The sequence below is a fragment of the Bacillus sp. FSL E2-8900 genome, assembly GCF_037966225.1.
Classification (GTDB): Bacteria; Bacillota; Bacilli; order Bacillales; family Bacillaceae_G; genus Bacillus_A; species Bacillus_A cereus.
This window is the reverse complement of the sequence record NZ_CP150193.1, coordinates 1,386,899-1,403,553: the sequence shown is the minus strand read 5'-3', so window position 1 is coordinate 1,403,553 and position 16,655 is coordinate 1,386,899. Positions and strand designations below refer to the sequence as shown.

Here is a 16,655-nt window from a genome sequence, read left to right as displayed (position 1 = left end):
GAGCAAACTTTATTTTTCACATGAGAAAGAGGCGAATAACGAAATTCGCCTCTTTTTTTACCATAATGATGGAATCCACTCTTTCACTTTATTAAACCACTCTTGCTGTTCTTTTTTCCTTTGTTGTTCTTCTTCTTGCCTTTTCTTTTCTTCTTCTTTTCTTCGCTTTTCTTCTTCAATTGTTTGCAATTGTTTTTTATAGTCCGTTTCAGATATTAACGACAATTGGAACGCTTTTTGGGCTGGGTTTGCATTTGCTTTTTTCATGATATCCCGGAACATCGTCGTTGTAATTTGACTACCACCTGGAACATAATGCTCGCTATCTGTTTTGTCATATCCTACCCAAATCGCACCTACTAAATCTGGTGTGTATCCTACAAACCACGAGTCCTTTGCCCCTACGCTCGGACCATTTACAAGTTGAGTAGTCCCTGTCTTTCCTGCTGTATCAACATTAGTAACTTTCGCTTTTCCACCTGTTCCCTTTTCTACAACACCTTTTAATAAATACGTCATCTTTTGAGCAATTTTCTCACTCGTCACTCGTGTCTCTTTCTTATACCATTTCCCTATTATTTCTCCTTCAGCATTTTGAACTTCTCTAATTGCATGAGCCTCTACTTGAACCCCATCATTAGCAAATGTACTATATGCTTGGGCCATTACAAATGGTGATGTCCCTACATGCATCCCACCTAAAGCAATTGGATACGTACGGTCTTCTGGTACTAATGGAATACCAAATCGCTCTAAAGATTTCAATCCTTTATCTAATCCTATTTGTTCTAATAGCCACACAGCGGAAACATTATACGACTTTGCTACCGCTTCATACATTGTCACATTACCATGAAAAGCCTGATCACTATTTTTCGGTTCATATTCTTTAATATGAAATGGTTCATCCTTTAATATATCGTATACTTCATACCCTTGTTCTAAAGCGGGTACATATACAGCTAGAGGCTTTAACGTTGAACCTGGTTGTCTTTTTAATTGCGTAGCATGATTAAATTGTAAAAACTGATATGGTCCTCTACCACCAACTAAAGCTGGAACACCGCCTGTTTTGGGATTTATAAGGACTACACCCGTTTGCATAAGTTGATCTGAGCCACTATCTTTGAAATAACTATCATTATTCACAACGTCTTCTACAGCTTGTTGTTTTTTCGGGTCAAGCTCTGTATAAATACGATAACCACCCGCTAAAATTTCATTTTGTGTTAATTCGTACTTTTCCATCGCTTCTCTAACAATATAGTCTACATATTGAGAGTATTTTCCCTTGTATTTATCATCAACGCCACGTTTTAACACAAGTCCGCTCTCTTTTTCTTTATTATACTGTTCGTCAGAAATATACCCTTGCTCTTTCATTAAACTTAATACGACATTACGTCTTTCAATTGACTTGTTAAAGTTTTTATAAGGTGAATACGCAGATGGTGCTTTAATCAAGCCCGCAATCGTTGCAGCTTCTGAAATTGTTAAATCTTTTACATCTTTATCAAAATAAGATTTAGCTGCCCTTTTTATACCCCAAGCACCTTCACCAAAATAAATTTGGTTCATATACATTTCAATGATTTCATCTTTCGTATACGTGCGCTCTATTTTTTTCGTTAAAAAATATTCCTTTATTTTTCGGGAGTATGTGCGGTCTTGTGTCAGAAATACATTTTTCGCAAGTTGTTGTGTTATTGTACTTCCCCCTGCTACAACTTCTCCTGCTGTAATATTTTTAAAAACCGCACTTATAATTCCACTATAATAAATACCATGATGGTTAAAAAATTCCTTATCTTCTACTGCAACAATTGCCTGAACCATAATATCAGGAATATCTTTTCTTTTAACGCCTTCTGTTTTCGAAGAAGCTAATTTAGTTGCGACCTCATTATTTGCATCATAAATTAAAGTCGGTTGTGGAACAGCTTGTTTTAATTCAGATATGTCTTGAATGGAAATTATTATATTTACAGCAATAAATAGAGTAACGAATACACTTCCCAATACAATTAATGAATTACGAAGTTTCTTCCTCTTATTGAACCACTCAAGCATTTTTTTAAAATGAGTGTTCTTCAATTTCATTCGTTCACTTCCTTCATTTATTTACACTCTTCTTTTTAAAAGGAAGAATATACCGCCTTTTAAATTTATTATAATAACGTAGTCATTCCTATAGTGTAAAGCTTTTCTTTTGCATTCATACTTTTTGCAAGAAAAGGACATTCTACAAGTAAGATATTCACTATTGGATATTAATATTATTAATAGAACAACGAGAGTTATGTTAAGTTTTTGTAAACTTTTCGATAAAATGTTTTAAAAAACGACAGTTTTTTGTTAGAATTGATTAGCCAATATATTTTACATATATTACTTTTGTGGGGGTAACAATAATGGTCTTTAAATCAAAAAAAGATAAATTTTCTGAAATGCTAATGAATGTTTCCGAAAATTTAAAAGAAGGCGCGCAGTTTTTCGTGGAGTATAAAATTAAAAATGCTAGCGATTTAAAAGAGTTTTCTATGCGCATGAAAGAGTATGAGTCAAAAGGTGACTCATTTATTCACGAAATCATTATGGAGTTAAACAAAGCGTTTATCACTCCGATTGAGCGTGAGGACATCCTACAACTTGCAATGAGTATGGATGATGTATTAGACGGATTAGATCACAGTGCTGGTCTGTTCGAAATGTATTCTATTACAGAAGCTGATGAATACATGATTAAATTCGTAGAAGCAATTAATCAATGTGCGATTGAGATTGCAAACTCTGTTGAATTAATGTCTAACAAAAAATTAGTCGACATTCGTACAAATGCGATTAAAATTAAGGATTATGAATCACAGTGTGATGATATTCGCCGTCATGCGATTAAGAACTTATTCTCTCGTGAAAAAGATCCGATTAAGATTATTCAATTTAAAGAGATTTACGAAGAGCTTGAAGAAGTAGCTGATAGCTGTCAAAGCGTTGCAAACGTATTAGAAACAATTATTATGAAGAACGCGTAAGGAGTTTGATCATGGATACACTCTTGATACTGACCGTTTTAGTAGTCATTTGCGCTTTAGCTTTTGACTTTATCAATGGATTTCACGATACAGCAAACGCTATTGCAACGGCTGTTTCAACGAAAGCTCTAAAGCCTAGACATGCCATTATTATGGCGGCTATTATGAACTTTTTGGGCGCAATGACATTTACAGGTGTAGCAAAAACGATTACAAAAGATATCGTTGATCCATTCGCCTTACAAAATGGTTCTCTTGTAATTTTAGCTGCTTTGCTTGCGGCAATAGCTTGGAACTTAATTACTTGGTACTACGGTATTCCAAGTAGTTCTTCGCATGCAATTATCGGCTCAATCGCAGGTGCAGCAATTGCGGCCGCTGGGATTAGCTCGCTAAATCTTAAAGGATTTATTAAAATTATTGAAGCTTTAATCATTTCACCGATTATCGCTTTCGTTATTGGTTATACCGTATACAGTATTTTTAAAGTAGTATTTAAAAACTTTAACTTAACAAAAACGAATAAGAACTTCCGTATATTCCAGATTTTCACTGCAGCATTACAAGCCTACACACACGGTACGAATGATGCACAAAAAGCAATGGGAATCATTACGATGGCTCTTATGGCTAATAACTATCATACTTCTAGCGATATCCCGTTCTGGGTACAATTATCTTGTGCTATCGCAATGGGGCTTGGTACTTCTGTCGGCGGATGGAAAATTATTAAAACTGTCGGTGGACAAATTATGAAAATTCGTCCTGTAAATGGTGTAGCTGCCGATTTATCATCATCACTTGTTATTTTCGGTGCAACATTCATTCACTTACCGGTTAGTACGACGCACGTTATCTCTTCTTCTATTTTAGGGGTTGGTGCTTCTCACCGTGTGAAAGGGGTAAAATGGGGAACTGCAAAACGCATGTTAATTACATGGGTTATTACACTTCCTATTTCAGCTTCTTTAGCTGCTCTGTTTTACTACCTATTACATTTTGTTTTCTAATCAAAAGTCGTCTTCCTTATTTTTCTAGGAAGACGACTTTTTTGTGAACAAGCCTATTTCTCATTAAAAAGCGTGTATAATAATTGGTGGATAAGTTATTTAGAGGAGTTGGCAATTTTGGAATACATCATGTTACTTTTCATCGGACTAATCGCCGGAACAGTCGGCAGCCTAGTTGGGCTTGGAGGCGGAATTATTATTGTTCCGTTATTAATTGGATTACACAGTTTATCACCACAACTTGCAGTAGGGACTTCTATGGTAACAGTCGTTTTCACAGGACTATCTTCCACCCTTACTTACATGAAGCATAAGCGAGTAGATTATAAAAGTGGACTTATTTTATTTATCGGAAGCGGCCCTGGTGGTATTATCGGATCATGGGCAAATAAATTTTTAAACCAAGACACATTTTCTTTATACTTTGGGATTTTCCTTATATTCGTCTCAATTCTACTTATGCTTCGAGACAAATTAAAACCTCTTTCCCTCTCAAATACGTCTGTAATTAAGCGTTCTTTTACAGATAATGATGGAAATACTGTACACTACCAATTCCCACCGTTTCTTGCTATCTTTATCGCCTTTATAGTTGGGTTTATATCTGGATTATTTGGAATTGGTGGCGGTGCCTTACTTGTTCCAGCAATGATGCTTCTTTTTGCATTCCCAGCACATATTGCAGTAGCAACTTCAATGTTCATCGTATTTCTATCAGCAATTGTAAGTTCTGCAACTCACATCTCACTTGGAAATGTCAGCTGGATTTATGCATTAATCCTGATTCCGGGTGCATGGATTGGCGGAAAAATCGGGGCTTACATTAATACAAAACTAAGTGGTAACGCCGTAATTAATTTATTACGTATTACGTTGATTATTCTTGGAACTAGATTAATCATTATTTCCCTTTTATAACGTATTCTTTTTAGAATGCGTTTTTCTTATACACATGAATATAAAAATCCTCCGAGGAGAACAAATAAAATTAAACAAACACATAATAACATATAATTTGAAATATGTACTTTCTTCAAGTTGACCACTCCTATAACTGCGACTGTTATCTTTATGATAGCGAAAAAATAGTTCACTTGCAGTTACAGAGTGCTAACAATGCAAAATCAATTATTACAAATTTTATCCTTATATTTCATTTCTTTGTATATTCTATCGATTTAATAAAAAAAGATGTCATATTGACATCTTTTTTAATGAAGAAGTGACCACCCCATGAAGTCTTCATGTACTTGGCACGCCCTCTTATCGTTTCGATCATATAATTCAGCATAGCTATCTGTTTCTTCATCATAAGCCATCGTATAAATAATTTGGCCGTCTACTTCAACGGATAAAACGACTCCACCTTTCATCTCTTCTACATGAATGATAGCATTCGCCGGAATTCTCATATCCGTCATTCTCATCGCATCTAACAATATACTAAACCCCCTACAGCGTATTCATTGCTAGTACTATTACACACTAAATAGTATACTACTGTAATAGCATACATTTCGTCAATGAAATTGCTGTTGAAATAGCATATTGTCTATATACATATACGCTAAAATAGAAGAAATAGAAGAAATAGAAACATATTAATGGGGGGCTAACATTGATTCTACACAAAGGAGATGTACTATTCCGTCAAGGCGAGGACGGTCCTTTATACTTTATAAAAACAGGCTTATTAAAAGTAGTTCGGCTAGAAGAAGACGGAACACCATTTTTATTCAACATTATCGTTCCAGGTGAAACGATACCTCATCATTCTTTAATTTCACCGAAAGAATATCACGGTACAGCTATCGCTTTAATAAAAACAGAAGTGGAACCGATCACTAGTAGTGAATGGTACGAGAGACTTCAAGCAAATCCCGAATCGTATGCTAACATCGCTATGCAATTGCAATCTAAATTAAGAATGATGCAACAACGAATTGATCAATTGACAACCGTCTCTCCGAAAGAACGTCTTCATCGTTTACAAGAATGGTTCACCCTATATTTAGGTGACATTCCTATATATGAAATATTAACACAAACCGAAATTGGTCAACTGATAGGTATACGTCGTGAAACAGTAAACCGTTTATTACGAGAACAAATAAAAAACGAGGTAAAATAAATACCTCGTTTTTTTGCTTATTGTAAGCTTGTTGCTGGGCCGAAAAATTCATAATGAATATGCTCTTGTTTCACACTTAAATCAGTTAGTGCAGCATTTATATGCTTCATAAATGCTACTGGACCACAGAAATAAAACTCTGCTTCAGTTGTCGGAATAATAGTTTTTAACCATTCACTTTCAATGAAACCTTCTTTATCAAAGTTCTTCATTTCTAAATCTTTTTCAGTCGGTGCAGAATAACAAGTATATGCTTTAACTTGTTCATATTCATTTTCTACTGTCTTAACGTGTTCTTTCATTGCATGTGTATTACTATTTATTGCTGCATGAACAAAATATACATTACGTTTTGAATCTTGTTCAATTAACGTATTTAACATACTCATCATCGGTGTAATCCCTACTCCACCACTAATTAGTACAACTGGTAATGTTGAATCCATATTTAACACGAAATCTCCCGCTGGTGCACTTACTGGTAAAACATCTCCTTCTTTTACATGTTCATGTAAGTAATTAGACACTTTACCGTCTGGTGTATCTACACCTTTTTCTTTTTTTACACTAATACGATAATATTCTTTCCCAGGAGCATCGGATAAACTATATTGACGATTATGTGTATATGTCTCACCTTCAATATTGATTTGAATCGTTACATATTGACCTGGGATGAATGAAGAAACTTTCCCTCCATCTTCAGGTTTCAAATAAAATGACGTAATAACATCGCTTTCCTTCACTTTTTTAACAATCACAAAGTTGCGGAAGTCTTTCCATCCACCTTCTTTATGTGCAGCTTCTTCATACATCTCTGCTTCAATGCTAATGAATGCATCAGCAATGACACCATATGCTTCTCCCCATGCATTTAAAACTTCATCAGGTGCACCTGCGATCTCTTTAATGGCACGTAGTAAACATGTACCTACAATCGGGTAATGCTCTGCTTTAATACCTAAACTTCTATGCTTATGACCAATTTGTTTTACAACTGGAATAATAGCTTCTAAATTATCAATGTACGTTGCAGCTGCATAAACAGCATTCGCTAACGCTTGTTGTTGTCTTCCCTTTTTCTGATTTGTATGGTTGAAAATATTCAATAACTCCGGATGTTCCGAAAATAAAATTTCATAAAATCTCGTTGTAATTTCAACGCCTTTTTCTTGTAATAATGGTACTGTTGACTTTACGATTTCAATTGTTTTTGCACTTAACATTGTATCCCACTCCTCTATTTCCTTAACTGTTTTTAGTTTAACTGAATCTTATAATGCAGATTGTGATTTTAATCACTATTAACACGGTGTTTTTGTGAATAATATATGAACATTGCATTTACAAAAGAAAATAAGCTAACTAGAATTCTAGCTAGCTTATTATTTTGTTTGTATAGCTTGTTCGATTACTTTTATATCTTTCCCATCGCCAAACTCCGTATACCCCCAGATATTCGTTTCACCTCTATATTTATTTACGATAATATCCAAGTCATGATATACACGGTGAGCATACACTACATACTCAATATTTTGAAGTTCCACACCTTTTTTTACAATTTCATAGCTTCTATTTACATCGCGTTTTATTTTTTCATTCTTTATTTCCGTATGTATATTTTTTAAAGATTGTTCTTGTTGTTGAAACCATTGCTTAAATTGATTCCAATCCCCATCTGTATAATTCTCTGCTTTACCATAATTTAAGAAATTATTATAGCTTTCATGTGTCATTCGAATAAAATCTAGCACTTTTGTCTCTTCTTGCACATCTTCTATTTGAGCTATTGTATTTACCTCAGCAGGCTTATTTGCATAATGTAACAGCACTTTCATAAGACTATAACTCGCAATGATCATCACGATAATAATACCTAATACATTTAACAATTTCTTCATACACAGAACTCCTTCTCTACTAAAAATATTACAACGTATGACTATACTTGTAACATTCTCTCGTAGAAATATAATTCCTGTATTAATTCTTCCTATCATTTCGACAATATTTTTCTATACATTTCTCGTTGGCAAATGTTCTTGTAAAACAATATATCCTTCATAAGCTGTGTAACCGAGTATAACCATTAATCCGATATAACAAGCAAATACTGTCCATTTCGTTTTCGCATCCACTTTATAATAGTTTTCTTGTTGTTCCTTTTCTGTTTTCCATTCATTTAATTTTCTTTCTGACGCTTCAAATGCTTCCCTTATGTAAATTGTATACTCATCTTTTTCATCTTCATATGGAACATAATCTAACGGTTCGAACTTCGGTAAAAGATACTCTAACACTTCCATTTTTTGAAGTTCACCTATTTGTAACTCTTTTTCCCGTTCTCTTTGTCTTAATGCATTCATCTCATGATGCATCACGTATATAGTCCGATGTACAGCACCCGTTTCTTTTAATTCCTCTTCAAGCCTAGTAACATATTCTTTCATCCCATCAATTTTATGCCCTAATTCCTTAATCGGCTCATCTCTCTTTATTACTCTATATAACTCCATACAACCGATAATAACAATAAATCCTCCCAAAATACTTTTAAAGTAAATTGAATAGCCAAGTAATAAAATAAGGCCTGCTCCCCAAATTTTAGTATTGACAACTGAAATAATTCGCCCACCATCTAGCGGTGAAACGGGAATTAAATTAAAGAAATTAATCATACTTCCAAGCAAAATAACAAGCGCCCAAAATGGCTCTTTCGTCATTATATAAAGCGGTATCGCCGGTAAAAATGACAGAAGTCCGAAAAGCGGACCCATATAGGCAATGTAAGCTTCCTCTTTCGCATTTTTCGGCATCTCTTTCATTCCAATAAGAGCCCCCATAAATGGAATAAAGATTGCTGGCGATGTTGGGATCCCCTTTCTTTTCGCAGCCCATAAATGGCCCATTTCATGAACAAACAACAAATAAATGAGCGCTACTCCAAATTTCCAACCATATAGAACTGCGTATGCGCCAAGCGATAGAAACATACTAAATACCGTTGAAAACTTTGCTAATTTAAAAATTGCAAATACCCACTTTAACTTAGACAGTAAAAATAGACCTATCGCAACAATAATTCCCCATAATCCTTTTTTATTATTTTTCATATTCCTCTCCTTTATCTCTCATTAATGAATCATATCATTCATCAAAGCTTGTTCTTTTCTCTATTATGACATATTTTTTTCTATTGTTAGAAATAATGTTTATATAATCCATTTTCAGCCAAAAATATAAATAAAAGGAGGTGTACACAAATGAATTTACAATCTCTTATAATAGGTGCTCTATCGTTTTTAGCTTCAACTCTTATTTTTTATACCGTTAGTTACGTATTATTATTAGATTTGTTGCCCAATCACGTATTTATTGCCCTTGTCATCCTTTCCGCTCTTATGATTTCTTTTCTTATTACACGAAAATCAATGAATGAGCCATCTACAAAAGCAAAGTAATAGAGAGGGGTGCTTTCCCCTCTCTATTATCATTTCCTAGGAAAGGTCATATAGATTTGACGAGTTTACATTCATTCCAATCCGTAAGGGCTAATTAAAGTCTCACTTTATCTTTGAAAATTCATTTTTTCACCATAATCTTTAACAATCTGAATTATATTTTGAAACACACCTATTTTTTCTTTTTCACTGTTTAATATTTTCAAATCATAATTTTCGTAATATGTTTCTAATGATTTTAATTGTGATTCTGAAGCGCTTTTTATCGGAACAGTAGCATGCAATTCATATTGCTTATACCCTTCCTTTACTTTTTCACCTAAAATTATTTCACTCTCTTTTGCTCCAATTAATTTTTGAACTTTTTCTGGAAAATTGAGTTGCAAATAATATTCTTGCTCCTTCACTAACTTATTGTATAGTGATTGTGAAATCGTATACCGTACCGTATAATTCACGTTTTGATCGCCTGTTTTAATATGAAATGCGGTAATCTGCAAATCTTTTTTTGTTACTTCTGTTAAAGGACTTACCTGCATCTCATCTTCTTTTTGTTCTGAGACATTTGGAAATATATCCAAAAGCTTTTCCGTATCTTTTTCATTCAACATATACATAGCTTTCTTATATTGCACCCATCCTCGTCTATCTTCTCCCCTTAACCATGCATAATAAGTTTCTTTTTTCCCATCTCTACTAATTTGTATTTCATATTCAGGTTCACCGAAGCTTCCTGTTATTTCTTGTTTCTCAGCTTTATTCAAAATGTCTATTACTAACTTCGCTTCTGATTCCTGCAACTTTTTCTCTTTATGTTTTTTTTGTATAACGGTTACCCCTATTGTTTCTTTCACTTCATTCACCGTCTCTTCTACTTTTTTTGTTTCTTTTTTCGGCTCAACTTGACCACAAGCTGCTAGTAACATAACAAACAACAACACCAATACATATTTCCCTTTCAAATTAATCCTCCTCTTACGATAAGAAATCCTTATAATCTTCATACATAAAACAAAAACGTGACATCCTATTAAATACGCTATACTAATCATTGAAAGGAGGTCTTTATCATGTCCATTAATTTTCATGATGAAAATAATAAGTACACATATGCAATAAGAAACGCTCATATTTCTTGGGCTGAAATGGTAAAAAATATTACAGAAATACAAAACAAGCAAATAATTGATATCGGCTGTGGTGGTGGGATTTATACGAAAGAACTCGCTCTTATGGGAGCCAAAAATGTTGTGGGACTTGATTTTTCAAAAGAAATATTACAAGCTGCAAAAGAAAATTGTAACAACTTTTCAAACATTTCATTCATCCACGGTGATGCACATAATATCCCATACCCTAATGAAACATTCGACATAGTTATTTCGCGTGCAGTTATTCATCATTTACAAGACATTCCTACATTTTTACGTGAAGCTTCTCGTATATTAAATAAAAACGGTGTACTTATTTTACAAGATCGAACAATTGAAGATTGTACAATTCCAGGAAGTCCCGAACACATTCGCGGATATTTTTTCTCTCTATTTCCAAAACTTATTGAAATAGAGTCAAAAAGACGTCCAAAAACCAACACTATACAGACAGAATTACAAAAACATTCTCTTCATGTACTTCCCGCACAAACACAATGGGAAATACGAAAAATACATGATTCTGTAGAAGCATTATTGCAAGATTTATCTCCTCGAACAGGTCGATCCATTCTATATGAGTTAACAGATGATGAACTTTCTCAACTTCTACAACATATACAGACCGCATTACAAAACGTCTCTCCTATTATTGAAAGAGATCGATGGACAATTTGGAGCGCCATGAAGTTGTAAGGAAGGAAGCCTCACAAAATAATGTGAGGCTTCCTTTCTTTCATAATCTAATTTTGCAACACTCTTGATATCCTCCACTTCTGGCCTGTGCACTTCCACACTTCGGACATACTAAATATCTAGACTGATTTGTCAACAAACTACCTTTTTGAAAGAGTAAAACTTCTGCTTGTTTAAACGAACGCGAATAATATAACCACATAAAACCAATTATAGCAATAATGCCAAATAATACTCCCATCGCAAGCATTTCAGTCACCTCTTTTGGTTTGTTCTTTCCAGCAAGTGGATTGTTGTATTATTCTCTGTAAATTCAAATAATCCCTTCTTTACTCCTATAAATATCAACTTTCTCTATAAATTTTACAATTCTCCGCAAATTTTTACTCCTATTTTACAATTCATTATTCCTTTTGCAACAACGAATATCACTTTCGATATTTCCGTATATAAATATATCTTTCAAAAAACATATTGACTTTCTAAAAAAAACATGCAACAATACTGTCAGAATACTTGAATAAAAATTCATTGACGAGAACGAGTACGTTATAGAACTGTTCCCCAGAGAGTTGGCGATTTGCTGAAAGCCAACGTTCAGTGCGTAACCGAAAATCATCTCCGAGAAGTAGAACCGAATGTTACAGTAAGTTCTTACCGGCCGTCCCCCGTTACAAGGAACACGTATCATGTTGTACGTTGCAAAGCCGTATACATATAGATTTATTTCTACATGTGTAAATTAGGGTGGTATCGCGGGTAAATATAACTCGTCCCTTTCTTTAGGGACGAGTTTTTTGTGTTCTTACAAATGAATGAAAAAGGAGGAAAAACAATGAACACTGTATCAAAAAAACATATTTTTTTCACGGGTCTTATGCTATTTTCTTTATTTTTTGGGGCAGGTAATTTAATTTTCCCTCCCATGCTTGGCCAAAACGCAGGTGAAAACTTTTGGCCAGCAATGATTGGATTTTTACTAACAGGAGTTGGCTTACCACTACTAACTGTTATCGCAATTTCTCTATCAGGAAATGGAATGCAGCAACTTGCAAGTCATGTTCATCCATTATTCGGAATTTTCTTTACAGTAATTGTATACATTGCTATCGGTCCATCTATGGGCATCCCACGTGTTGCAAATGTCGCTTATGAAATGGGTGTTAGTTCTTTCTTACCAGAAACAATCCGCTCTAGCAGCCTAGTGCTATTTGTATATACAATCATCTTCTTTACTATCGTATTTTGGCTGAGTTTGAATCCATCTAAACTTGTTGATCGTATTGGAAATGTATTAACACCTATTTTATTACTCTCTATTTTCTTATTATTTGTTAAAAGTGTATTTACACCACTTGGGCAATCAGGACCAGCAATGCAAGAGTATCAAACTTCTCCAATCTTCAAAGGCTTTATGGAAGGCTACTTAACAATGGACACTATTTCAGCACTTGCATTCGGAATTATCGTTGTAAATGCAATTCGCTCTAAAGGTGTGAATGATCGTAAGTCCATTGCCATCGCCACAGCAAAAGCAGGGCTTATTGCCGCTACAGGGCTCGTACTTGTATACGGTGCACTCGGCTGGCTTGGGGCAACTAGCGTCTCGCTCGGATATGCAAAAAATGGCGGACAGCTACTTACTGTTATCGTACAACAATTATTCGGTCCATACGGTTTGCTCCTATTATCTCTTATCGTTACACTCGCTTGTTTAACGACATGCGTTGGACTCGTATCTGCGTGCAGCCAATATTTTTCAACATTATTGACTACATTTTCATACAAAACGTTCGCGAGTATCATTTGCGCATTAGGATTACTAGTTGCCAACTTAGGTTTAACGAAAATTATCGCAATCTCTGTTCCAATTCTACTTGTTGTGTATCCAATTGCGATTGTACTCGTACTACTATCATTACTTCATAAATACTTCGGTGGATATCGCTCTGTTTATGTAGGTGCTTTAATTGGAGCAGCTGTAGTGAGCGTATTTGATGGATTAAAACAAGGTGGTATTTCAGTTTCATTTATCACACCATATTTTGAATTTATTCCTTTATATAATGAAGGAATCGGCTGGCTAATACCAGCATTAGTAGGAGCTCTTATTGGTCTTGCAATGGCTAAGTTAAGCGGTACGAAAAAAGTTCCATTAGTAACCGAATCTCACGAAGTAAAAGCCTCCTAAAAAAACTCCCAAAAGGGAGTTTTTTTACATTTGATACGCAGTATGATTAAAACTGCTTATTTTATAAGCCTTCGTATAATATTCAATATTCGTATCAACTGTTTCTACCTTGACAACATCATAGTGCTCTTCTTGCTTTACTAAAAATAAATAGTATTCCTCTGTAGCCTCAATAATCGCAATTTTATCTGTTTCAACATTATATTGTTCACAAAGCGCTTGTAATGCGTTCACATAATCCCCTAATTTTTTAGACTTATCCATTCCGAATATAGTTTGAACTAACATATACATTCTCCCCTTTATATGTACTGTTAACACCTCAATGATAACGCTTACATTATTTGTCGTCAATAAAAACATTCAATTGTTTTAACGCCAAATCTATATTGCATCGAGCCAATAATCAGCGAGGAATTCCCCGCCAATTAAAGTTTTACTTTATCCCGCATTAACTGCCCGTAAAAGTCCGATTGGTGAGGGCTGATAATCAGTGGGAGAGGAACAACCTCCCCACTGATTAAAGTTTCACTTTATCACTTCGTTAATTGATGCCTAAATGCATAAATAACCGCCTGAGTACGGTCACTTACATTCAATTTATTTAATATATTACTCACATGTGTCTTTACCGTTTTCAGTGCAATAAATAACTCGTCCGCAATCTCTTGATTACTTTTTCCCTCTGCAATTAATAACAAAATCTCAAACTCTCTTTCCGTTAAATCATCATGCAAAGGTTGCTCTTTCTTTTGACGCATACGGGACATCATTTTCCCAGTAACTTTCGGCTCTAATACTGTTTCTCCATCATAAGTAGCTCGTACAGCATCAGCAATATCACTTGCTCTTGATGTTTTTAATAAGTAACTGGTCGCCCCAGCCTCAATAACAGGATACAATTTTTCGTCATCTAAAAAGCTTGTTACAACTACAATTTTTGCTTCTGGCCATTCTTGAATAATAGCACGTGTTGCTTCGACACCATCCATCTCATCCATAACAAGGTCCATTAAAATAATATCCGGCCTTAATTGCAATGCTAATTCTGATCCTTTTCTTCCATTCTCAGCTTCCCCTACTACTTCAATATCTGGCTGTGTTGATAAATATGCCGATACACCCATACGAACCATTTCATGATCATCGACAAGCAATACTTTTATCATACTTCTCCCCCTCTCTCAATCATAATCGGTACTTTTACTTCTATTTGTGTACCTTTGGCCGGGAAACTAAGTACCTTAAGTGTCCCACCAATTTCATGAACACGCTCTTGCATCGATCTTAGGCCATATGAACCAGCCTTATTAACCCCTACTTCAAACCCAACGCCGTCATCAATGATTTTTAAAATCGCATATTGATCAATTTTTCGAAGGCGCACTTCTGTTTTCTTTGCCTTCGCGTGTCGCAACGTGTTTGATAGCGCTTCTTGCACAATACGGAATAAATGATCTTCTACACCTTTTTTTAATTCTATTGGCTCAATAAGCCATTCAATTTTCATATGTTGTTTTCGCGATAATTCCGTTAATAATTCCTCTATACCTTCTGTCAGTTTCTTACCTTCCAATTGTACAGGACGTAAATGAAGGAGCAATGCTCTCATTTCTGATTGAGCATTTACAACCATATTTTCAACAAGTTGCAATTGTTTTTTTGTCACATCTGGAAATTCAGTTATTTGTTCATTAATCGCTGACATCATCATCGACATTGCGAAAAGCTGCTGACTTACTGAATCATGCAACTCCCTTGCTAAACGATGCCTTTCTTGAGAAATCGCTTCTTGTCTCATCTCTTCATTCCAATGAGCTCGTTCATTCGTTACTTTTTGAAAGAGTCCAGCTTGCTCCTCTAATCGACGAGCCAGAACGATTACTTTTCGTTCCACTTCATGAAATTCATCATCTGCAGTAAACGAAACATCGCTCGGAAAATTCCCTCGCTCTACTTCAAATAGAAAAGTATTTAATCCTTGTATACGCTGCTCTATATAATAACCGATTGCATATCCTACAATTCCCCCGATAAGTAAACTTGTAGTCATAATAAACAAGCCAATTGGAACAGAAGCGATGGATTCCTTCCATAATAAATCATACACTTGTTGCTCGCTTTTCCATACATATACAATTGTACAAATGAGTGCGATACTAACAGAGGACAACATAGAATAACGAATATACATCCACGAAATATTTTTTTGTTTCTTCATTATACTTTCCTCACTTCCGTGTCGCCTACGACAAGCGAAGAAATAATTTTAATACGTCGAGGAGCCTCTTTATACTGCTCTGTTCTAAATGTAACATTGCGGTTAAACCCTGTCTCTTCATGACCTGGCAAGAGCACACGTCCGACAATAACAGAATGATTTAAAGAAAGTTCAATATCATACGGCACATATAAACGAATATTACCAACGACACCCCGAATAACAATTACCGTTTCCCCTTCTGGAATCATAGCAGTTGTTAAATCTATTTCCACATCACAAGCACCATATTGAACATTAATATCCTCAAGTTCATAAATATGATCCATCATTCGTACATTGCCTACAAACATATTTTTCAAATATGTTTCTGTACGATATATTTGCTTCTCTTCGTCTATAATCCCTTTTTCTTTAATTTCAACCTTCATTGCTTTTTGCTGATGTCCTTGTTGAATCAATTGATAACCAATTAAAGCTAAACAAGCAAATACGACAAGAACAAATGCTGCTGATGAAAATAAGAAGAATAAAAATACGATACCACCAACAAATAAAAATACATTTCCCCGTACATAACGATTCTTTTTACGATAATGCCTTCCAAACATAAGCATAATAAATGCAAAAATGAGACCACCTGGTTCAAAATGTCCAAGTATCATATCAAGAAAAAGACCGAACCCAAATATGATGAGGAGCATCCCCATTAATTGTGTCTTTGAAAAATGTCTCTTCATTTCAGCTCCCCCCTTCTTG

General features: G+C 34.8%; 18 protein-coding genes and 1 other annotated feature. Of the genes, 7 read left to right on the top strand and 11 right to left on the bottom strand.

What is annotated here, in order from left to right:
- Positions 1-57: 57 nt before the first annotated feature.
- Entirely contained in the window at positions 58-2,100 is a 2,043-nt protein-coding gene (locus NST90_RS07285; protein ID WP_025709318.1) for a PBP1A family penicillin-binding protein, read from the bottom strand.
- A 311-nt stretch (positions 2,101-2,411) separates the two neighbouring features.
- Here NST90_RS07285 and NST90_RS07280 point away from each other — a divergent pair, with 311 nt between their 5' ends.
- From NST90_RS07280 to NST90_RS07270, 3 genes are all read left to right on the top strand, one after another.
- Positions 2,412-3,032: a DUF47 domain-containing protein gene (locus NST90_RS07280; protein WP_000231449.1), complete on the top strand. Its 621-nt coding sequence runs from the start codon at positions 2,412-2,414 to the stop codon at positions 3,030-3,032.
- An 11-nt stretch (positions 3,033-3,043) separates the two neighbouring features.
- Entirely contained in the window at positions 3,044-4,042 is a 999-nt protein-coding gene (locus tag NST90_RS07275) for an inorganic phosphate transporter (protein ID WP_000380273.1), read from the top strand.
- A 117-nt stretch (positions 4,043-4,159) separates the two neighbouring features.
- Positions 4,160-4,960: a sulfite exporter TauE/SafE family protein gene (locus tag NST90_RS07270; RefSeq protein ID WP_000455762.1), complete on the top strand. Its 801-nt coding sequence runs from the start codon at positions 4,160-4,162 to the stop codon at positions 4,958-4,960.
- A 293-nt stretch (positions 4,961-5,253) separates the two neighbouring features.
- Here the strand turns inward: NST90_RS07270 and NST90_RS07265 are convergent, their stop codons facing one another.
- Entirely contained in the window at positions 5,254-5,481 is a 228-nt protein-coding gene (locus NST90_RS07265) for a hypothetical protein (RefSeq protein ID WP_000883009.1), read from the bottom strand.
- Between the two features lie 179 nt (positions 5,482-5,660).
- Between NST90_RS07265 and NST90_RS07260 the strand changes: the two genes are divergently transcribed.
- Positions 5,661-6,173 (top strand): Crp/Fnr family transcriptional regulator, encoded by a 513-nt coding sequence (locus NST90_RS07260; protein ID WP_000600585.1) that lies wholly within the window; start codon positions 5,661-5,663, stop codon positions 6,171-6,173.
- Between the two features lie 17 nt (positions 6,174-6,190).
- On the opposite strand, the gene hmpA is transcribed toward NST90_RS07260, so the two are convergent.
- From hmpA to NST90_RS07245, 3 genes are all read right to left on the bottom strand, one after another.
- Positions 6,191-7,399, bottom strand: a complete 1,209-nt coding sequence (hmpA, locus tag NST90_RS07255; protein ID WP_000947317.1) for an NO-inducible flavohemoprotein — start codon at positions 7,397-7,399, stop codon at positions 6,191-6,193.
- 159 nt (positions 7,400-7,558) lie between these two features.
- Complete coding sequence (locus NST90_RS07250; RefSeq protein WP_000735227.1) at positions 7,559-8,077, bottom strand: hypothetical protein; 519 nt, start codon at positions 8,075-8,077, stop codon at positions 7,559-7,561.
- 114 nt (positions 8,078-8,191) lie between these two features.
- Positions 8,192-9,289 carry a site-2 protease family protein gene (locus tag NST90_RS07245; RefSeq protein WP_074618960.1) on the bottom strand — a complete coding sequence of 366 codons (1,098 nt, stop codon included), beginning with the start codon at positions 9,287-9,289 and terminating at the stop codon, positions 8,192-8,194.
- A 150-nt stretch (positions 9,290-9,439) separates the two neighbouring features.
- Here NST90_RS07245 and NST90_RS07240 point away from each other — a divergent pair, with 150 nt between their 5' ends.
- Positions 9,440-9,637, top strand: a complete 198-nt coding sequence (locus NST90_RS07240) for a hypothetical protein (protein WP_001053357.1) — start codon at positions 9,440-9,442, stop codon at positions 9,635-9,637.
- A 107-nt stretch (positions 9,638-9,744) separates the two neighbouring features.
- On the opposite strand, the gene NST90_RS07235 is transcribed toward NST90_RS07240, so the two are convergent.
- Positions 9,745-10,599, bottom strand: coding sequence for a hypothetical protein (locus NST90_RS07235; protein ID WP_000677062.1), 855 nt, complete (start codon positions 10,597-10,599; stop codon positions 9,745-9,747).
- A gap of 108 nt (positions 10,600-10,707) precedes the next feature.
- Here NST90_RS07235 and NST90_RS07230 point away from each other — a divergent pair, with 108 nt between their 5' ends.
- Complete coding sequence (locus tag NST90_RS07230; protein WP_000026272.1) at positions 10,708-11,484, top strand: class I SAM-dependent methyltransferase; 777 nt, start codon at positions 10,708-10,710, stop codon at positions 11,482-11,484.
- 40 nt (positions 11,485-11,524) lie between these two features.
- Here NST90_RS07230 and NST90_RS07225 read toward each other — a convergent pair whose 3' ends face one another.
- Positions 11,525-11,734, bottom strand: coding sequence for a hypothetical protein (locus NST90_RS07225; protein ID WP_000880630.1), 210 nt, complete (start codon positions 11,732-11,734; stop codon positions 11,525-11,527).
- Between the two features lie 272 nt (positions 11,735-12,006).
- Positions 12,007-12,265 (top strand) — a binding site (T-box leader).
- Positions 12,266-12,319: 54 nt separating this feature from the next.
- Between NST90_RS07225 and brnQ the strand changes: the two genes are divergently transcribed.
- Positions 12,320-13,675, top strand: a complete 1,356-nt coding sequence (gene brnQ, locus NST90_RS07220) for a branched-chain amino acid transport system II carrier protein (RefSeq protein WP_001099143.1) — start codon at positions 12,320-12,322, stop codon at positions 13,673-13,675.
- Positions 13,676-13,699: 24 nt separating this feature from the next.
- Here brnQ and NST90_RS07215 read toward each other — a convergent pair whose 3' ends face one another.
- The 4 genes from NST90_RS07215 to liaF all read right to left on the bottom strand — a co-directional run bounded on the left by NST90_RS07215 (position 13,700) and on the right by liaF (position 16,636).
- Entirely contained in the window at positions 13,700-14,038 is a 339-nt protein-coding gene (locus NST90_RS07215) for a DUF3922 domain-containing protein (RefSeq protein ID WP_002023642.1), read from the bottom strand.
- A 173-nt stretch (positions 14,039-14,211) separates the two neighbouring features.
- Positions 14,212-14,844, bottom strand: coding sequence for a response regulator transcription factor (locus tag NST90_RS07210; RefSeq protein WP_000598707.1), 633 nt, complete (start codon positions 14,842-14,844; stop codon positions 14,212-14,214).
- The gene (locus NST90_RS07205) at positions 14,841-15,896 is read right to left on the bottom strand and encodes a sensor histidine kinase (protein WP_000744326.1); all 1,056 of its coding nucleotides are present in this window, start codon (positions 15,894-15,896) and stop codon (positions 14,841-14,843) included. The genes NST90_RS07210 and NST90_RS07205 overlap by 4 nt, the downstream gene beginning before the upstream one ends.
- Positions 15,896-16,636 carry a cell wall-active antibiotics response protein LiaF gene (gene liaF / locus NST90_RS07200; RefSeq protein WP_000820355.1) on the bottom strand — a complete coding sequence of 247 codons (741 nt, stop codon included), beginning with the start codon at positions 16,634-16,636 and terminating at the stop codon, positions 15,896-15,898. Before liaF ends, NST90_RS07205 begins: the two co-directional genes overlap by 1 nt.
- Between the last annotated feature and the right edge of the window lie 19 nt (positions 16,637-16,655).